The following is a 17,210-nucleotide window of genomic DNA, read 5'->3' as shown; positions in this document are numbered from 1 at the left end:
CACAGACTTTGTAGGGACTAGCTCCGCACGCCCTTTGATAACATACCAATTTTTATAAGCGTGCACAGCACGCCCCTACACCTAAACATTATTGTGTTTGTGGTAATTTTAAAGTTTTCTGGGTGTAATCTTCAATTTCAAAATATACCAATTGGCAGTAAAGTGCGTATTACGTACTCCGCCATAATAAAAAACTCTACTCCATTCTTGACTTTTTATAAATGATTGATTTACCGAGGGAAAATTGCAATTTCGTCCCTGCAACCTAAAAAATAATCATTAAAAAATGAAAAATTGATGTGATTGCGGTTAATTCACGATACAAACATTGCCCCTATTTTAGCAACAAAAATAAAACCCTGCCATTGACAGGGTTTTATTTTTTTTTGGTTACTTCTTGGTTTAGGGTTTATAGACAAACACGTCTTGTCTGCTGGCACTGTACTTACCATCTTCGGTATAGACAGTGATGGTGACAGGCATGGTGCCACTGATTTTGGCAGGGTCGCCAAAGATGCTCACAGGCAAATCATACGGCTCGTTGGCTTTGAGCGGTAACTCTTTAAAGCGAGATTTTAAGGTCAAGCCATCAACGGGTTCTAGTTTGACTTTATAGACTTGTCGCTCATCGGTCTTATTGACGATTTTTAGGACATAGCTGTTCTCAACCATGCCATCACGTCCGACACTGCTGATTTGCTTACGGTTGTGGCGAATCTCAAGCTCCAAGGGGTCACGCCCTGTTGCTACCATTGTTGCCACCACCACCAGTACACTAAGGATAAGGATGTAGGCAAAGATACGGAAGCTTACGATTTTGGTTTTTTCTTTGTGGACAAGCTGACGTTCGGTGGTGTAGCGAATCAGACCACGGGGATAGCCCACCTTGTCCATGATTTCATTACACGCATCGATACACGCTGCACACTGGATGCATTCTACTTGTAAACCGTCACGAATGTCGATACCCGTAGGACATACCTGTACACACATGGTGCAGTCCACACAGTCGCCATAACCTTCGGGGTGGTCGCCTTTTTTGCGAGCCCCACGAGGTTCGCCACGGTCATAGTCATAGGAGACGAGTAAGGTGTCCTTGTCAAACATCACTGATTGGAAACGACCATAAGGACAAAAATGCACACACATATGTTCACGCATGTAGCCTGCATTTATGTGTGTGACAAAAGTGATGATACCAAAGAATATCCATGTCATCTTGCTCCAACCCATAAAGAACGGTGTTGCCCCATTAAAGAATAGGTACTCCGTCCCGACCACAAGCGACATGAATGTCACAGCGGTAATCATACTCATCACACCCCATATCAGATGAATGAGTAGTTTTTTGCCAATCTTAGAAGCACTATTAGGCTCTTTGTCGAACTTGATGCGTTTATTACGCTCGCCCAGTACCCATTTCTCTACGTGCTGATACAAGTGTACATAGATGGTCTGTGGGCAGGCATAGCCACAGAACACACGCCCTGCATAGACCGTTACCATAAACAGTGTAAAGGCAGCAATCATAAATATAAAGGCAAAGAAATAAAAATCCTGCGGCATAAAAGTTGCCCCAAAGATATAAAACTTTGGTTCAGCGACATCAAACTGTATCGCCTGACGACCACCCCATTTTATCCATGGCAGTATCAAAAATCCCACCAAAATGGTATACATGCTTACTAGGCGAATGTTTTGATATTTGCCTGAGACAAAGCGTGGATGCACCCGTTTTTTGGTAGCGTCCATGTCCTTAGAATGTGGTATCATTTTCTCGGGCGGTGGCTTGGGCTTTTTGGTTTTTTTGGGTGGTGGGGTGCTGGTATCAGGCTTGTGAGCAGAGGGTGACTCGGCGGGTGAGTTCTTTGCTGTATCGCCTGATTTGGGGTCAAACACTTCGGTTTCGGCAGTTTCTGTGTTTTTTGCAGAATTATCGGATGACTCTGACATGATATAACCTTAGCTGTTGTGGCGAATATTCGCTCTTGGCTGGGCTCATTGATACTGATTTTATCAATTTGGAATAAATATATTCTACACCTTTTCCATAATTTTTTAAAGGATTAAATGGCGGTGTTGGCATTGATGCAAAAGCATGGCGTGATGATGACTGCAAAAACCATGATAATAAAAGGGTTGGATTGTGAAAATACAGTCATGATTTTGGCATGATAATTGCACGCTTTTGTTAACCCAAGTGATGATTTATCGATTGTCAAATAGTCATTTTAAAAGGGCAAACATGCCCTAATTTTTATCATGTTTTATAAAGATATTATCAATAACCACCACGCTCTAATAAGGGTGTGGGCTTTGTCGAGCATTGTTAGAACATGATATTTGTTATAAAGTTTCATGTATTTTTGATTGTGATTTATTTTTATGATTTTTTAAAAATCTTGACATCAGTTTGACAAGATATTGATAGACATTGACAAAATATTAATTAGGACTGACATTTTTTGGCAATGCTCCCGAAATCTTTGTATTGGTTTTGTTAACGTGTTAATATCTTTTGCTAAATTAAGACAAATCATCATCCATCACCTACTCATCATTTTAAGAGGGTAAATATGAACAACATCTATCGTGTGATTTATAACAAATCCACTAAAACCTTCCAAGCCGTCTGCGAATACGCCCGCGCCCAAGGCAAGGGCAGTCTGCGTACCAAGATATTTCGCCCTGTATGGCGTCTGTCGCTACTGGTGATCGCCCTAGGATTGGCAGGCGTGGCACAGGCACAGATTGAAAGCACAACTAGGTTAGATAATAATACACTAATCATAGATGGCAAGGGTATTGATTGGTACACCCAAAGCATGGCAGACAGGGTGCTTATCGGTAAAAGCGTTAATGGAGAGTCAAAAGTTACAGCGGTCGGCGATAGTATTACCACCAATGGCAAAGGAAGTACCACCATCGGCTCAAACATTCGCTCCAATGGTAATCAAGCGACCGCCTTGGGCGTTGAGGTAAAAACCTATGGCGATAACAGCACCGCCATCGCCAGTAATGCTGTCGCTAATGGCGAAAATTCTATCGCAATTGGTAGTAACGCACAAACAGGTGGCACGAAGATATTCAAGGGTAATCCAGTTGCAGATGAAGCCAAACCTGCTGTAAACGCTATCGCTATCGGTGCAGTAAGTAAGGTTGAGAAAGAAAATGCCATAGGACTGGGTGCAAACACCCAAGCCAATCAAGTGGGGGCGGTGGCAATAGGCAGTGGCTCGGTTGCTGACCGTTCAGGGTTGGCAAAAGGCACAACTGCAAAAACCACTCCTGATGCTACTAGCGTATATTCACCGATTGAAGACGATGCCGGAGTACTTGCCACCGTCAAAGGCACAGACAACGGTGCGGTGTCGGTAGGTAATGACACAACCACTCGCCAAATCATCAATGTGGCGGCAGGTAGCCTTGATACCGATGCGGTCAATGTGGCACAATTAAAAGCGGTGGCAAAGCTTGCCAGCCCTGCCAAATACTTTGCCGATAAAGATACGGCTGCCGATACAGCCACCCAAGCCACCGAAAAAGACAAAGCCAAAACAATGACCGATGGCGTGCTAGGCATCAAAGGCAAAGATACCACCGCTCAAATAGACAACAAAACAGAGAAAAAAGATACCGAAGCCAAAACTCGTACCGACACCAAAAACATCGTTACCACCATTGACACCGCCAATAACACCGTCTCGGTGGAGCTAAGCTCGCACATCAAGGGCTTGTCAAGCCTACAGTTTGATGATGCTCAGGGGATTAAGATTGGTGATAAAGATACTAGTGCTGAAGGCAATTCTGTGGCGATTGGTAAAGGAGCAACTGTTACAAATGGTTCTAACCCAGGTATTGGTTTTAGACAAAATCCTAATTTTTCAACCGACCATAACACCGTAGCACCCACGCAGGCTTCCCAAAACATCAAAGTGTTTCAATCGGTAAATGGCGTGGCATTGGGCGATAAAGCCACTGCAGGAAAAGGGGCAACTGCTATTGGTGGATATGCCCAAGCTAAAGGTACTTATGCAGTAGGCGTGGGTTCAGCAGTATCCGCCAAAGGTTATAATAGTATCGCTGTTGGTCAGGGGGCACAAGCAACAGGCAATAGCACGCTTTCTATGGGGCGTGAATCGGTGGCGTCTGGTAGTTATGCGACCGCTATCGGCAATGTGGCATCTGCCACCGGAGATGGTTCATTTGCAGTGGGGCATTCGGCACAAGCCACAGGAAAACGCACGATTGCGATTGGTGCCGTGGCGACAGACAACTCATCAACAAATGGCGTGCATAATGCCAACGGCACTCGCGCTACCGCAGACGATGCGATTGCAATGGGTACGCTTAATTATGTGAATGGTGAAAAATCTGTCGCTATCGGTAGGGGTAATAACGTTCAACAAGCAAATACATTCGTACTGGGTAGTGATGTTACAACCAGTCAAGGCAATAGCGTAGTGCTTGGTGCTGGCTCTACCGACCGTGAAGCAACTGCAGAAACCCAAGCTGTTGTTAATGGTATTACTTATGGTGATTTTAAAGGTGTTGGCAAAGTAGACAGCGGTGTGGTTTCTGTTGGTGCGACTGACAAAGAGCGTCAAATTATCAATGTTGCTACAGGCAAAATCTCAGCCACTTCTACCGATGCGATTAACGGCAGTCAGCTTTATTTAACCCAAGAAGCTTTAGGTAATTTAGCAAATACAACGGCGAATAATTTTGGCGGTGGTGTTATTGTAAATCCAAATGGTAGTCTAACTGCACCTAGATATAGTATAACTACTGCAGATGGTGCAAATACGACTATTATCAATAATGTAGGCGACGCATTAACAGCACTAAATACCGAAATTCAAAAGCCAATTACTTTTGCAGGCGATACAGGTACAAATGTTGAGCGTAATTTAGGCGAAACACTAAATGTTAAAGGTAATGCTACAGGTGATTTAACTGATGGCAATATTGGTGTAGAAGCTGATGGTACTGATACGTTGAATATCAAGTTGGCTAAAGATGTCGACCTTGGTAAAGATGGTAGCTTAACTATTGGCGATACAAAGGTTAATAACAGCGGTTTAACCATTACAAATGGCCCAAGCGTAACAACGACAGGCATCAATGCAGGTGATAAAAAAATCACCAATGTTAGCCCTGCGACATTATCGGCTGACAGTAAAGATGCAGTTAATGGCTCACAGCTATATACTACCAACCAAAATGTAGAGACTAACGCAACGAATATCAAAACCAATGCGGATAACATTGCTAAAGGTTTTAATATTACAGCTGACAATCTTGGTGCAGGCATTACAGACAAAGACAACGTCCAACTTGGTGATACAGTTAAATATACTAGCACCGACAAAAACATTGTTGCCACTGTTACCGATAATCAAATTGACTTTGGTCTAGCGAATAAAGTTACGATTGGTCAAGATAAACCAGTTGTGATTGATGGTACAACAGGTACAATCACAGGTTTAACTAATACCACTTTTGACCCTGCGTCTACTTATACAGGTGGTCAAGCTGCAACACAAGAGCAATTAACTCAAGTGTATAACAAGGCTAAAACTGAAGTGAAAGGTACGGGCTTAGCAACTGTTGCAGCACCAACTAAAGGTGATAATGGTCAAGATGTTTACATCGTTGATGTAGCGAAAGCAAATGCACCGACTGTTACTCGTGGTAACGTAACCGTTGCAGCAGGTGATGAAGGTAAAGTCATGACCGCAGGCGATGTTGCTAATGCCATCACCAACTCTGAAAAAACATCTTCTGTGAAAGCAGGTACGGGCGTAACAGTTGAAGCAGCTGCTGAAGATAATAATGGCAATATTGAATACACAGTTTCTGCTAAAACTGATGGCACAACGACAACAGTCAATGCAGACGGTAGCATCACAGCAGTTACAGGCGACATCACAACTGATACAGCAGGTAAATCAGCTGCAGCAGCACCGACTTCACTTGTCACAGGTGGTCAAGTTGCTAATGCGATTAATAACTCAGGTTTCACTTTAACTGCTCAAGGTGCAAATGGTAGCCTTGTCAATCCTGGTGAAACAGTGGATATGAAAAACACCGATGGTAACATCGCAATTTCAAAATCGACTGACAACAATGACGTTATTTATAACTTGTCTAAAAACATCACTGTGGACAGCGTAACAGCTGGTAATACCGTAATGAATAATGGCGGTATCACTATTTCTAACGGTCCAAACCAAACGGTTAGCTTAACTAATGGCGGTCTAAACAACGGTGGTAACAAAATCACTAACGTTGCAGCAGGTACAGATGCGACTGATGCGGTGAACGTAAGCCAGTTAAACAACGTCGTTGCAGGCTCAAAAGAAGTGGTTACATCATCAGACAAATCTGTGACTGTTAATCCAACAACTGATGCAACCACAGGTGCAACAACATTTGATGTTGTAGTGAATGCTGACAACACAACTATCACTAAAGACCCAGCGACAGGTGCAATCAAAGCCAATACCACAGCATTAACTAATAATACTAATGGTTCGGTGAATACGCCTGCAAATCCTAATGCCTTAGCGACAGCAGGTGATATTGCCAATGCGATTAACAACTCAGGCTTTACCGTTAAAGCAAATGGTGATGCAGGCGAAGTAGTCAACCCTGGTGATTCAGTGAACTTTGTTGAAGGTAAAAACATCAAAGTAACGCGTAACGGTACAGATATCACTGTTGCAACAGCTGACGATGTGACATTTAACAATGTAACAACCACAAGTCTAACAGCAGGCCCTGTCATCATTAACAATGCAGGCATCAACGCTGGCAATACACAAATCACTAATGTTGCAAGCGGTGGTAATGTCACGACCAATGCAGCAAATATCGGTGATGTACAAAAAGCTGCAGCGGCATCGAAGACAGAAGTTACGGGTTCAGGTTTAGCCAATGTAACAAGCTCTACAGGTAGTAATGGTCAAACGATTTACAATGTCGATGTTGCTAAAGCAAATGCACCGACTGTTACTCGTGGCAACGTCACTATTGCAGCCGGCGATGAAAACAAAGTCATGACCGCAGGCGATGTTGCTAATGCCATCACCAACTCTGAAAAGACATCTTCTGTGAAAGCAGGTACGGGCGTAACAGTTGTAGTGGGTACAGAAGATGATAAAGGTAATACGGCTTATACGGTCGCTGTAAATGCTCAAAATATCGCCGAAACCGCCCAAATACCAGTGGTATATACCAATGCAGCTGGCGATAAGCTATACAAACAAGAAGATGGCACATTTAACACTGTAGCAGATGGCTCAGGTACTACCGTACAACCTGCTGATGTCATCGCATCAATGCAAAACGGTGCAGGTGATACTACCACACCGACTACATTAGCAAATGTCGCATCAAACTTACCAACAACGTACAACACCGATGCGTACAACACCGCGGGCAACGCTGTTACGACTTCACAAATCTTACCAACAGGCTTAAATGTCAACAACGCAGCAACTGTTGGCGATGTGCTAAATGCAGGCTTTAATTTGCAAGGCAATGGCAAAGCCAAAGACTTTGTGAAACCTTATGATACGGTGAACTTTATCAACGGTAAAGGCACGACAGCTGTGGTAACAACTGCGGCTGATGGCAAGTCTAGTGAAGTTAAATACGATGTTAATGTAGATAATGCAAGTATTGTTATTGAAAATGGTGTGCTAAAAGCAACCGCTCAAGCCCCACAAACCACAACATTAACAGATGCCAATAATGATGGCAAGATTGATGCTCCAATAACAGCTGATGCGGATAAGTTTGTTAAAGCAGGCGATATCGTCAATGCCATCAATAACTCAGGCTTTACCCTAAAAACTTCTGCCAATGGCGGTACAAAAGATTTGGGTAATGATGAAGTCATCAACCCAGGTGATGTTATTGATATGGCCGCAGGCAAAAACCTGACTGTCAAACAAGATGTCAATGGTAAGGTAACTTATGCCTTGGCAGATGACATTGCTGTGAATCAGATAACGTCAAACAATGTTGCCATTAATCCAAATGGTACTCTCACTGTGGGTGCGAATTCTACCGTAGACATGGGTGGCAATAAAATCACCAATGTCGCTGTGGGTACAGCACCGACCGACGCGGTAAACGTCAGTCAGCTAACACAAGCAGTCGCAGGGTCAAAAGAGAACGTGGTTTCTACAAATAAGACAGTATCTGTAACACCGACTGTTGCTCAAGATGGCTCAACAACCTTTGACTTGGCGGTAAATGTTGGTAATGGCTTGACGGTAAATAGCAATACAGGTGCGATTGACGTTAAAACCGATGGCATTACGATAAATACTACGCCGACAGGCGAGCTTAAAGTGAATACCACACCATTAACCAGTAATGCAAATGGCACGGTGAACACGCCAGCCAACCCGAATGCGATTGCAACGGCAGGCGATGTGGCGAATGCCATTAATAATTCTGGTTGGAACTTGCAAAACAATGGTGAGCAGCGTGATCTGGTTAGCCCAAGTGATAAAGTAGACTTTATTAATGGCACAGGTACCACCGCTGTGGTAACAACTGCTGCTGATGGTAAGTCCAGCACGGTGACTTATAATGTGAATGCGGACAACAAGACCACAAAAATCACCTATGTGGATGCCAGCGGCAACCCAGTCTATGCCATCACTGATGCACAGGGTAATGTCAGCTATAACACAGCACAAGACGGCTCTGGCACGGCTGTGGCACCAAGTATGGTTACAAGCCAGATCTCTGCCATCATTCCGACCACGAACATCAATCACATCGTGGGTGGTACGGACATCAATGGCAATGTGGTGGACGGCAATGGCAGTGCAGTAACGACTGTGATTGACCCAAAGAAAGATCCAAATGATTCAAGCAATCAACAACCCATAACTTTAACGGCAAATGAGGCATTAAAAACTTATGATGCAGCGGGTACGGGTACGGTTGAAACCAACTCGGTATTGACTGCAGTCAAAAACATGAACGAGCAAGGTACTAAGTATATCCATGTTAATGGTGGCGAAAGTAGTGTTGGTGGTCGGCGTGGTGCGAATGCGGAACAGTCTCAAGCTAACGGTGCTAAGTCAACAGCCATCGGCTATCAGACTGTAGCGGAAGGCGATGACTCGGTAGCGATTGGTAGTGGCATTGTAACCGATGGTACAAGGTTTGCCAAAAATGGAGATGTTACCTATACGATCAGCAGAGATGCGAATACGGGTGCAATTTTGACAACTTATACTGACGGCACAAACTCTTATACTGCTCAAAATACCTACTCATCAGGTGACGAGTCGGTTGCTATTGGTAATGGCTCACAAGCTCTTGGTACCCAATCTATCGCCATCGGCACAGGCAATGTTGTGACAGGCAACCACTCAGGTGCCATCGGCGACCCAAGTATCATCAATGCTGATGGTTCTTACAGTGTGGGTAATGACAATACTGTTGCAACTGGTGCTAATAACAGTTTTATCTTGGGTAACAATGTCAATGTAACGGTTGGTAACTCTGTTTATTTGGGTGATAAATCCTCATCAACAGGGGTGCATACCACAGCCAATGGCGGTAATTACACTTATGCAGGTGCTAATGATGCCAATGTTGCAGGCGTACAAAACAGCCAAACTGCTCCAGGTACTCAGCCTGTTGGCGTGGTAAGTGTGGGTACAGAGAACGGTCAAACACGCCAAATCCAAAATGTGTCAGCAGGTGTGGTTTCACCCACCTCAACCGATGCCATCAACGGTTCACAGCTTTATTACACCAATGAAGCCATTACCAATTTGGCAAACAACACCATCAACATGGGCAACCAGCTAAACGCTCGCATTGATGATGTAGAAGACGATGCCAATGCAGGTGTCTCATCAGCGATGGCGATGGCCACCTTGCCACAAGCCTACCTACCAGGTAAATCCATGCTAACTGGTGGTATTGCCAGCTACAATGGTGAAGGTGCGGTAGCTGTTGGTTTCTCCAAGCTGTCCGATAACGGTCGTTGGGTATTGAAGATGAGCGGTTCGGCAGACACCCAAGGCAACGTCGGCGGTGCGGTGGGTGCAGGCTTCCACTTCTGATTTTACAAAAAAATTGCACATCAATCGGTGTGCAATTTTTAACCTGTTTACTTTTACAATAGCTAGGAACATTATTATGAACAAATTAGCACTTTTATCCTTGTCTGTGTTGGCACTGACAGGTTGCATGGGTACCAGGCAGTTAAGCTCAAACATCACAGAGCATGGCACCATCGATAACAAAGACGACATCGTATTCCCACAGCTTGATAAGGCATGGCAAAAAAACGGTCAATTCCCCAACAGCGAAAATCTCTCCAAAATTCATCCAGGGGTTGCCAAAGATGAGTTATATCAGCTTATCGGTCGTCCACATTTTAACGAAGCAAATCGTGCTCGCGAGTGGGACTATATCATGAAGTTTTACCAAGCGGACAACTCGGTTAAGATTTGTCAGTATAAAGTGATTTTTGATGATAAGTTTAAAGGTCAAGAATTTTACTGGATGCCTGCTGATTGTGCCAATTATGCCAAACCTGCCCCAAATACGACTGCTGTGGCAACGCCTGTCATCACCCAAGCACCGATTATCAAAGAAAAAATCACCCTTGAGGCTGACGCGCTATTTAAGTTTGATAAGTGGAAATTAGAAGACATGCTCCCAGAAGGGCGTGCTAAGCTAGATAAACTTGCCACCAAGCTCATCGCATGGGAAGCAGGTGGCGACAGCCGTGTAAACCTAACAGGTCATACCGACCGCTATGGCGATGACATGTATAACATGAACTTATCCATGCTTCGTGCCCAAACGGTTCGCCAATACTTGATTAGCAAAGGCGTGACATCAAGCACGCTGACTGCCTCAGGGGCGGGCAGAACTCAGCCATTACCGCATGTCATCTGTGATGTCAATGCCCCAAGAGCTGAGCAAATTAAATGCTTGCAACCAAACCGCCGTGTGGAAGCTGACGTTACTGTTTATGCATTTGCTAATGATGGTTCACGTCATGAGATCCGCCAAGGTGAGACGTATCAAAATTTTAATGATGGTCAGTAATCATCCCTAAAAACAAAACCCTGTCTGATGGCAGGGTTTTGTTTTGGAGTTTATAAAAAACTGATGGTTAAAAGCTTAAAACTCTGTCACACCCAAAATTTCTTTATAAAGTGCTTTTTGCTCGCTACTGGGCTTGGCAGATTGTAGTGCCATGACCGCTGACATGTCGCCATCAATGCGGATTTTACCCATCATAAAGGCTTCTAGGGCAACATTAACATCTTTACCCGAGATGACTTGGGCGAGCGTGTCGCTGTCGATATTGATGGTACTAACGGCATCATTGGTGTGATGCTGACCCAATTTACCTGCTTTTAAGTGTAGCTCTTTAGGGTCGTCACCTGTGATGCTGACATTGACAATAAGGTTGGCAAGGCTGGGCGGTAGATATAAATCGCCTGCTTTAGCATTGAGAGTTTGAACTTCTTCAAACCATGCTTGGCTTAAAAATTTCGCCATAAAATAACTCGATGATAAATAAGATGGCTCATTATAAAACAAAAATGATTTGAAAAGCAGGCTTTTTATAAAAATACCACAAAATTCATCAAATTTTCATCAATTTTACTCTTAAAAATTAAATTAATAAGTAAAAAATGATTAAATTTTTATTTTATAAAAACCAAATAGGTTTGGTGAAAGTTTTTAAACTTAATAAAAAGCTGTCTTTTTTGATTAAAAAAATTGATTAAAATCGTCAAAAATTGGCAAGAGTTACAAAAAAATTTTAAAAAATGTGAAAATTTTCATTTATTTTTTACAAAACATGCCCGAAAACTTACAATTGTGTTGTATAATACACGGTGAAAAACCCGCCACAATACCCTATTGTGAGTGTGGATTTAACGCAAGCCAAGCTCATCATGAGTAAGCCAGTCATAGGAAAGATTGTGGTCATTGTTTGATTGTTATTTTTTCCTTAATTTTTTTAAGGTTTTTTCCTAAAAGCGGATTTGGATGATGATATTTGGCAAATTTTGCGTTACAATAGACAAATATAGTTAAAAAACGTAAATTTGATGATTAATCTCATCAAACAACGACACAAATCGGGCTGCACAGGAAACCTATCCCATGAGTCTATCTAAAACAGCAGTAGCCCCATCCGTTGACCATGAATACGAAATTACGATTGTTCGTCTTTTTACCATCATGGCAGTATTTTGGGGTATCGTTGGTATGACGGTTGGTGTGTTCATCGCATCGCAACTTGCATGGCCAGCACTTAATTTTGATACATCTTGGCTGTCCTTTGGGCGTTTAAGACCGCTACATACTAATGCGGTGATTTTTGCGTTTGGGGGTTCGGCACTTTTTGCAACATCTTATTATATTGTTCAGCGAACCTGTAAGACCAGACTGTTCGCCCCTTATCTTGCTTGGTTTACCTTTTGGGGTTGGCAAGCGGTTATTGTGGCAGCGGTGATTACCCTACCATTAGGTTTGACATCCGCCAAAGAGTATGCAGAGCTTGAATGGCCGATTGATATTGCCATTGCTTTGGTATGGGTGGCTTATGCCATTGTATTCTTTGGCACGCTCATCAAGCGTCAAACATCGCATATTTATGTTGCCAACTGGTTCTTTGCGGCATTTATCATTACCATTGCACTTTTGCATATCGTTAACAACCTTGCCATTCCTGCGGGTCTTTGGAAGTCATATTCACTTTATGGCGGTGCAACAGATGCCATGGTGCAGTGGTGGTATGGACATAATGCGGTAGGTTTCTACTTAACAGCAGCATTCTTGGGCATGATGTATTACTTCATTCCTGTGCAAGTTGGTCGCCCTGTGTATTCATATCGTTTATCCATTGTTCACTTTTGGGCTTTGATTGCGTCATATATGTGGGCGGGCGGACACCACTTGCATTACTCGGCACTGCCTGACTGGACTCAGTCTTTGGGTATGGTATTCTCGCTGATTCTATTCGCTCCTTCTTGGGGTGGTATGATTAACGGTGTACTTACCTTATCTGGTAGCTGGGATAAACTGCGTACCGACCCAATCATTCGCTTCCTTATTGTAGCATTGTCATTCTATGCGATGAGTACTTTTGAAGGTCCAATGCTATCTATCAAAGAAGTAAACGCCATCAGTCATAACACCGACTGGACGGTCGGACACGTACACTCTGGTGCGCTCGGTTGGGTAGGTATGATTACCATCGGTTCTATCTATGTACTACTGCCACGTATCTATAACAAAGCAAAAATGTACTCAACCAACCTTATCACAGTGCATTTTTGGCTTGCAACGACAGGTACGGTTCTGTACATTGTCGCTCTATGGATTTCGGGCATTACCCAAGGCTTGATGTGGCGTGCGACCAACGATGATGGTACATTGTCTTATGACTTTATCCAAACTGTCGTGGTATCACATTGGCCTTATGTGGTGCGTGCATTGGGTGGTCTGCTTTATGTTGGTGGTATGCTTGTGATGGCCTATAACTGTTATAAGACCATTAAGATGCCTAGTATTCCTGAGCATCTTGCTGAGCCTGAAGAGGTTAATACAGGTCGTGAAGAAGTCTTTGATAATGACGCTGTCAAAGCATAAGGGGAGTAGCCATGTCTAACATTACACATGAAATTGTTGAGAAAAACACCGGCTTACTCGTTGTCTTTATTGTGATTGCGATTAGCTTTGCGACATTGGTTGAGATTTATCCATTGATTTTTGACCAAAATTCACCAGAGCAAGGCGGTGTGAATAAACCACTTCCTAACATGCGTCCTTGGACAGCGTTAGAGTTGGAAGGTCGTGATATTTATATCCGTGAAGGTTGTCACGTCTGCCACACTCAGATGATTCGTCCACTTCGTGCCGAAGTTGAGCGTTATGGACCTTATAGTCGTGCCGCTGAATCCACATGGGATCATCCATTCCTGTGGGGTTCTAAGCGTACCGGTCCTGACCTTGCCCGTGTCGGTGGTCGTTATTCTGACCAGTGGCATATTGACCATTTGATTGACCCACGTTCGGTGGTGCCAGAATCTGTCATGCCCGCCTATCCTTGGCTTGCCAAGAATGAGGTCGATAGCAGTAAGGTTCAATCAAAAATGCGTATCTTTAAAGACCGTTTTGGCTTGCCTTATACCGAATCTGACATTGAAGCGGCGCCTGACCAAGTACAGGGGGCAACCGAGCTTGATGCATTGGTCGCTTACTTGCAACAGCTTGGTATTGCCATGCAAGGTCAACGCTAATGAATTGGGGCGTTTTACATAGTATCGCAACGGTGATGGCATTTATTGCTTTCATCGGCGTGGCGTGGTGGGCATACTCACCAAAAAACAAAAAACGCTTTGAAGAAGATGCACAACTTGCGTTAGATGACAATCAATTAGAAAAATTGTCATCACAACGCACTAAGGATATACAATGAGCTTTTTTTGGAGTTCTTGGATTACCATCTTTTCGCTGGCTTGTTGGGTTTTTATTTTTGGGGTACTTGTTTGGACTCTAAAAACCAAGCCTGTGCTAGAAGAAGATGAGACAACAGGACATTCATACGACGGCATTCGTGAATATGACAAACCCTTGCCAAAATGGTGGCTTGCGGTGTTCTTTGGGACTTTGGCTTGGGGTCTAGGATATTTTTTATTATACCCTTCAATCCAGCCAAATAGTTGGAAAGGCTTCACAACCGTAGAAGTTGATGGTCAGCAGGTGCCTTGGACATCAGAGAACGAGCTAAATAGCCAACTACAAGCCAACAATAAAGTTTTTACCGAAAACTTTGAGCAAAACATCTTGGCGGTAGCTGGTGCAACCGATGCTGTACCTGTATTGGCAAAACTCTCTGAGCTACAAGCTGAGCAACGCAAAAATGCTGAGCCTGATTCAGACTTGCAAGCCAAAATCGATGAGCAGGTTAAATTGCTTGCCCCTTATGTGGATAAGCTGGCAGGTGACCCAGAAGCACAAAAAGTAGGTAACCGCCTATTTTTACAAAACTGTGCTTTGTGCCACGGCTCTAACGCCAAAGGTGCAACAGGCTATCCTGATTTGACTGATAATGATTGGCTGCATGGTGGTAATGCAGGTGAGATTTTGCTTACCATTCATAACGGTCGTGTTGGTGCGATGGCGGCATGGCAAAAACAACTGGGTGAGTCTGGTGTTCGTGCTGCTGCTGAATATGTTTTATCTATTTCTAGTGGGCATGGTGCGGGCGTGGACAATGGCGAGCTTAATCAGTCGCTAGTAGCACAAGGTAAAGCCATCTTTGAGGCAAACTGTGTGCTATGCCATGGTGCTGACGCTAAAGGTCTAACTGCATTTGGTGCACCTAACTTAACAGATGATATTTGGCTGTTTGGCGGTGACCGTGAAACTGTACAAACCACCATCCGTCATGGTCGTGCTGGTGTGATGCCTGAGTGGCAAACCAAGCTAGGGAACGAGCGCATAATGCTACTTGCTGCCTATGTTCGTTCACTATCACAAAACCCTGTTGAATGATAGATTGTCAATCGCATAAAAAGGACCTTCATGCAAGGTCTTTTTTATGCAAGTTAATAAAGTAAAAGTAATTTACACCTAAGAAACTTTAAAGTTACCACAAACTTAATGATGTGTGGTAAGGTCTTATCTTGAATAACGCCAATAAAGGGTGTGCACAGTCAGCCCTGATAGAGCCTGTGATAAGCATCAAATGTATAAAAAATTTTGGTAGTAGTCTAAAAAGTATGCCAAACTAGGTTTTCTGTTCGCCCTGAGCCTGCCTGCGGGTAGGAAAACCGTTAGGCTTCCCAAGCTTATCACGAACGGTTTTCTTTGTAGCATACTTTTTGAACCAGAGCCAAAATTTTTAATCTCAACTTAACATGGTGGCTTATTGATTACTGGTTGGTTGTTTTCTGGTTGTAGGCGTGGGCTGTAATTTACCCTTGATAAATCAGGGACTTGTATGATTGAGAATAGATCATAAAAAAAGCTGTCATTGCGACAGCTCTTTGTTTTTATTACCAATCAAAACTTTATCTCAAAGCCTAGTACGACTCCTTGATTGTCATGGTTCTTACGCCATTGACCTTGATAGCCAAGCGATAAAGTAGTGTTGGCTTTGGGCTTGTAGGTCATGCCAAGACCCACTGCACCAAAGGTTTTACCGATGTCATGACCAGTTACTGTAAAGCCATGATTGGCAAAATCTGTAAATTCAGCATGAATATCACTGCGGACGTCTCCATTGTCTACCCCTGCCGAGAGCATGCTTTTTAGGGCTAGACGCGGTGTAATGGCATTATGCCCACGCACACCAATGGTGCTTTTTAAGCTTTGGTAGGTTGCTTTTTGTACGGCAAGATTATAACCATCTGCCCCTGCCTCAGTATAGCCGTCTGATTTTGATTGGGTGAATTCCATCTTGGCAAAGGGAGTGATATGACGGTCAGGGGTGCCAATCTGATGAGAGATACCAAGTCCTGCTTGGATGATGTTGATGTTGTAATCAGATTTGGCAATACGACCATTTCCTAAACCTGTTTGAGCAATGCGACGCTCGCCATCGATATTTGCCACCCCTGCACCAATGTGAACGTGAGCGGTTGTTTTATCCATATGGTGATTGCCATAAACAAAACCCATGACGGTATCAGCTTTGGCATTGTGATTGACAAAACCTTTGCTGTCAATGTCATTTTGACTGTATGCAACAGCAACACCAAGACTGTTGTTAGCCATGGCGGTGTCAGCACCAACAATAATACCTGTTTCATTGCTATTAAATCCAGTCAAGCCACTACTATGCTGGTCAAGGCTGGTATTATTGCCAATGGCTTTTGCCCAAATGGTTCTATTGGGGTCAAAGGCACGCTCAAAAATGGCATTGCCAAAACCATGACTGCTATCGGCAACAATACGATTAACCGAACCTGAGAGCAGGGGCTGTAAATTGTTGGCAAGGCTGGCAAGGTTTGCTTGGTTGTAATTGATGGTGTCAGCAATCAAGCTATTTGCCAAATCATTGTCATTACTCGCCACTCTATCAGCCACTGATTTATCCAAAATTTTTGCCAAATTTTCCGACGAATGGTAGCCATGAGCCTTGACAGCAGTTTCAAAAGTGCCGACAATCGTTGGCGTTGGCGTTGGCG

Annotated in this window: 9 protein-coding genes; 6 read left to right on the top strand and 3 right to left on the bottom strand. The window is 43.6% G+C overall.

What is annotated here, in order from left to right:
* Positions 1-402: 402 nt before the first annotated feature.
* A complete protein-coding gene (gene ccoG / locus B0182_RS00910; protein ID WP_078273162.1) occupies positions 403-1,752 on the bottom strand; it encodes a cytochrome c oxidase accessory protein CcoG in 1,350 nt (449 codons plus the stop codon).
* 824 nt (positions 1,753-2,576) lie between these two features.
* On the opposite strand from ccoG, the gene B0182_RS00905 reads away from it, so the two are divergent.
* Together B0182_RS00905 and B0182_RS00900 are read left to right on the top strand one after the other, a co-directional pair.
* Positions 2,577-10,103 (top strand): YadA-like family protein, encoded by a 7,527-nt coding sequence (locus B0182_RS00905; RefSeq protein ID WP_078273137.1) that lies wholly within the window; start codon positions 2,577-2,579, stop codon positions 10,101-10,103.
* 76 nt (positions 10,104-10,179) lie between these two features.
* The gene (locus B0182_RS00900; protein WP_078273136.1) at positions 10,180-11,100 is read left to right on the top strand and encodes an OmpA family protein; all 921 of its coding nucleotides are present in this window, start codon (positions 10,180-10,182) and stop codon (positions 11,098-11,100) included.
* A gap of 75 nt (positions 11,101-11,175) precedes the next feature.
* Here B0182_RS00900 and B0182_RS00895 read toward each other — a convergent pair whose 3' ends face one another.
* The gene (locus B0182_RS00895) at positions 11,176-11,559 is read right to left on the bottom strand and encodes an SCP2 sterol-binding domain-containing protein (protein ID WP_078273135.1); all 384 of its coding nucleotides are present in this window, start codon (positions 11,557-11,559) and stop codon (positions 11,176-11,178) included.
* Between the two features lie 615 nt (positions 11,560-12,174).
* Here B0182_RS00895 and ccoN point away from each other — a divergent pair.
* The 4 genes from ccoN to ccoP are packed head-to-tail and all read left to right on the top strand — an operon-like array spanning position 12,175 to position 15,573.
* Positions 12,175-13,665 carry a cytochrome-c oxidase, cbb3-type subunit I gene (ccoN, locus tag B0182_RS00890; RefSeq protein ID WP_078273134.1) on the top strand — a complete coding sequence of 497 codons (1,491 nt, stop codon included), beginning with the start codon at positions 12,175-12,177 and terminating at the stop codon, positions 13,663-13,665.
* Between the two features lie 11 nt (positions 13,666-13,676).
* Positions 13,677-14,315, top strand: coding sequence for a cytochrome-c oxidase, cbb3-type subunit II (gene ccoO, locus B0182_RS00885; protein ID WP_078273133.1), 639 nt, complete (start codon positions 13,677-13,679; stop codon positions 14,313-14,315).
* A complete protein-coding gene (locus B0182_RS00880; protein ID WP_078273132.1) occupies positions 14,315-14,494 on the top strand; it encodes a cbb3-type cytochrome oxidase subunit 3 in 180 nt (59 codons plus the stop codon). The genes ccoO and B0182_RS00880 overlap by 1 nt, the downstream gene beginning before the upstream one ends.
* Positions 14,491-15,573: a cytochrome-c oxidase, cbb3-type subunit III gene (ccoP, locus tag B0182_RS00875; protein WP_078273131.1), complete on the top strand. Its 1,083-nt coding sequence runs from the start codon at positions 14,491-14,493 to the stop codon at positions 15,571-15,573. Before B0182_RS00880 ends, ccoP begins: the two co-directional genes overlap by 4 nt.
* Positions 15,574-16,083: 510 nt before the next feature.
* On the opposite strand, the gene B0182_RS00870 is transcribed toward ccoP, so the two are convergent.
* On the bottom strand, positions 16,084-17,210 hold a 1,127-nt coding region (locus B0182_RS00870; protein WP_158079586.1), incomplete at its 5' end, for an autotransporter outer membrane beta-barrel domain-containing protein.

The sequence above is a fragment of the Moraxella bovis genome (genome assembly GCF_002014975.1).
GTDB lineage: Bacteria > Pseudomonadota > Gammaproteobacteria > Pseudomonadales > Moraxellaceae > Moraxella > Moraxella bovis.
Note: the sequence above shows the minus strand (reverse complement) of the source record. Positions and strands in the feature narration are given on the sequence as shown.